The sequence below is a fragment of the Pseudomonadota bacterium genome (assembly GCA_010028905.1).
Taxonomy (GTDB): Bacteria; Vulcanimicrobiota; Xenobia; order RGZZ01; family RGZZ01; genus RGZZ01.
On record RGZZ01000531.1, the window covers coordinates 1 to 3,210 of the forward strand.

Here is a 3,210-nt window from a genome sequence, read left to right on the forward strand (position 1 = left end):
TGCAAGCAACGGAGGCAGGGCAAATCCAGTGCAAGCAGTTTGCTCCTGCGAAGCACGAAAGACTTTGCAGCCACGTGGCCAAACGTTGTCAACCTCAGCTCCTCAGCTCAAGTGTCCAAATTTACAGATGTGGGGCCCTCAAGGGAGGCCGGATGAGAGGGGGCCCTTGGCATCAAGGAGCACGGTTGCCAGGCCACCCCGAACAAGCCGGGACGACCGCCTCTCTGGGCGGTTTTCCCGGCTTGTTCGGACCGCAGCTTCACCGAACAGCGATGAGCGAAAGCCGCCGTGAAGCCGATCCGCAATGTTCGACGCAAACGCGACCCGAGCAGTCCCTCGCCGGAATGGAGGTGAGGATGCGCTGTAATTCGCAGGAGCGGACAATGGTCAGCGGGAAGCACGGGCCAGAAATGCGCAGGCCATTTCTGGTTCTCTGCCTTCTCGGGCTTCTCTCCTCGGCTGCTTCGGCACGTCCGCTTGCTGTGGGCGACGTGATTCGGGTTCTGAAGCCATTGCTCACGCGTCACGCAGTCCCCGCGCTGGGCGGCGCGATCGTGACGTCGCAAGGCCTGCAGGCCATCGGCGTGGTCGGTGTGCGACGTTCTGGCACAGCGGTTCCGGTCACGGCCGAAGACCGCTGGCACCTTGGCAGCGACACGAAGGCCATGACGGCCACCATGCTCGGCACCCTCGTCGAGGAGCGCAAGCTGCGCTGGAACACGACGGTGGGCGAGGTATTCGGCAGCCAGATACCCGAGCTCTCGGCAAGCGCGCGATCGATCACCCTCCTGCAGCTGCTGCAGCACCGCTCCGGCCTTCCCAAAGATCTCGACTGGCATGCCATCTCCCCCCAGCAGCCCATCCGCGATCAGCGGCTGCAGGCAGCACGAACCGCCTTCACGAGACGGCTGGCCGCAAAGCGCGGCAGTTACCTGTACTCGAACCTCGGTTACGTCATCGCGGCATCCATGGCAGAACAGCGAACCGGCCAGACCTGGGAAGCACTCATGGAGAGCCGCGTGTTCGGTCGGCTGGGCATGACGAGCGTTGGCTACGGTCCGGTGACGGGTCGAGCCGGCGCCTGGGGGCATGACGAGACGGGGCGGCCCGTCACCCTCGACAACCCGCCCGTGATCGGCCCGGCCGGTCGCGTGCACTGCTCGCTCTCCGACTGGTCGCGCTTCGTGTCCGATCAGCTGAAGGGAGCGCGGGGCGAGCGCGCGCTGCTCGAACCGCAGACCTACCGCACGCTGCAGACACCCCCTGCCGGCGCCGAAGACGCCTGTGGATGGCAAATCATGCAGCGCGCCTGGGGCGGTCGGATACTGACGCACGATGGCAGCAACAACCTGAACTATTCGGTCGCATGGCTCTCTCCCGAACGCGACTTCGCCGTGCTCCTCACCGCCAACCGCGGAGGAACCGAAGCCGCAGCCGCCTGCGATGAGGCGGCGGGAAGCCTCATCGAGGCATGGCTCGACCGCAGCCGCCATCGTTGAGGTGTGGCTGCGGAAGGCTCAACGAGCTGCTTTGTCTTGAACAAACCACCGATTCGGTGAACCAGCGAATGAGCCCAGAGGCACACAGCATTGACCGCGCCGTCTTTCACAAAGATCTTGTCGCACGAAAGGCCTGCGCCAGGGCGATGCGCGCGGGCGACTCAATTCGGGCGTACCCGCCACGATTCTGCGCCGAGGGGGGGCAGTTTGTATCAAAATATACGCGCAGCGTGGTACAGGGTACATGGACCCGGCGGCAAGGCCCGAACCTTCGCCCAGGGGTTCCCCCGCTCTGCTCCCGCGTGGTGACGAGTCGCTCGCGGGGAAACCCCTGGGCTGCGGCGGGGGGGAAGCAGATGACGATTGGAGTTATTGACGCACCAGAATTTGCTTGGACGTCGCCGCCAGCCAGCATGTACCGGTCTGAGGTCAACGTTGTCGCCCCGTTGACGCTTGACCTTCCCCAGATACCTACCGTGACGGCCTCTCCCGGAACCTCGCTCAGCGACCTGCAAGATCAGCGCTACGTCGCCGAGCGCGCGCAGGCTGATCTGCTCACCTCGAGCGGCGCGACCAGCGTCGACGACGCCCAGCGCCAGATGCAGGTGCGAGAAATTGCCACCAACAACGAGCGCAGTGCGCAGAAGCCCCTCAAGACGCTGCTTGGCAAGCAGACCCTCAACACCATGCGCACGAGCATGGCGAACAAGCGCACTGAGGTGGCCATGCACGCCGAAGCCCGTCCGTCGCTGATGAATGCCCCCCCCGAGCCCGCCGTCGACGCCGACGACGCCATGCGTCTCGTTCGCGAGGCCGAAGCCAACGCAACCCAGGTCGAACACGACCTCGAAGAGGCTGATCGTGCCTGCAGCGCGTCGGCGGGGGCGCTGGCCGAGCTCACAACGCGCAGGGCAGAGCAGCAAGGCCAGCTGAAGACGGCCGTCGACGCGCTCGAAACTGCCCGACTCGAGCTGGCGCGCACGGCAGTGACGAACACCAGAGGCACACTCAGCACGCTGGGCGTCTCAAGAGCCTGGGCGCCGTGCTCACGGTGGCCGGGCGGCACTGCCAGGTGATCTTGATCACCTGCGCGCCCGAGCGGTATCGCCATCTCAGCCAGGCCCGGGTGATCTCGCTGCGAAGTGCTGCGTCCGCGGAGTCCTCCCTATCCCGCTCATACACGAATCCGGACGCAGCACGCCCATAGGGGTTGGCAGATGGCTCTCGATATGCCGTAGCGTGCGTGCGCTGTGGGCGTGGGGGGGTGTGGCGTATCGCGTCACAGACTCTGGTGCTTGATAGAAGAAAAAGGCGGTGCGGCTGATTCGGCTGCACCGCCTCTTCGTTGGGTCACGTCTTCGCCCAGGTCAGAGACCAGGTCGCTCACTTGTTGCGAAGGGCCTCGACCTCGGCTTCGCTGAACTGGGTAGATCGCGCGACCAGCGCGACATCGAGCCCTTCGGCCAGAAGCCGCCGCGCGGTCTCGCGACGCGCCCCCACGCTGCCCAGATCCATCCCCTGCTCGAGGCCCTGCTGGCGACCTTCTTGAAGCCCCTGCTCTCGTCCGCGCTGCAGTCCCTCGAGCACCCCATCTTCACGCGCACCAGCCAACCCAGAGACGAAGTCGTGGTGACCCTTCTCACGCATCTCAACCCACCCGCGAACGTCTTCTCTCGACTGCGCGCGCTTCATCTTGTCATACGCCATGGCG

The 3,210-nt window shown here is 65.2% G+C and carries 3 protein-coding genes; 2 read left to right on the plus strand and 1 reads right to left on the minus strand.

All coding sequences use genetic code 11. The features are described from left to right. The first annotated feature begins 152 nt into the window (after window positions 1-152). Window positions 153-1,499: a class A beta-lactamase-related serine hydrolase gene (locus tag EB084_22375; GenBank protein ID NDD31010.1), complete on the plus strand. Its 1,347-nt coding sequence runs from the start codon at window positions 153-155 to the stop codon at window positions 1,497-1,499. Window positions 1,500-1,912: 413 nt separating this feature from the next. Beyond that, on the plus strand, window positions 1,913-2,575 hold the full coding sequence (locus EB084_22380) for a hypothetical protein (GenBank protein ID NDD31011.1): 663 nt from the start codon (window positions 1,913-1,915) through the stop codon (window positions 2,573-2,575). 307 nt (window positions 2,576-2,882) lie between these two features. On the opposite strand, the gene EB084_22385 is transcribed toward EB084_22380, so the two are convergent. Continuing rightward, complete coding sequence (locus EB084_22385; GenBank protein ID NDD31012.1) at window positions 2,883-3,206, minus strand: hypothetical protein; 324 nt, start codon at window positions 3,204-3,206, stop codon at window positions 2,883-2,885. Window positions 3,207-3,210 lie beyond the last annotated feature (4 nt).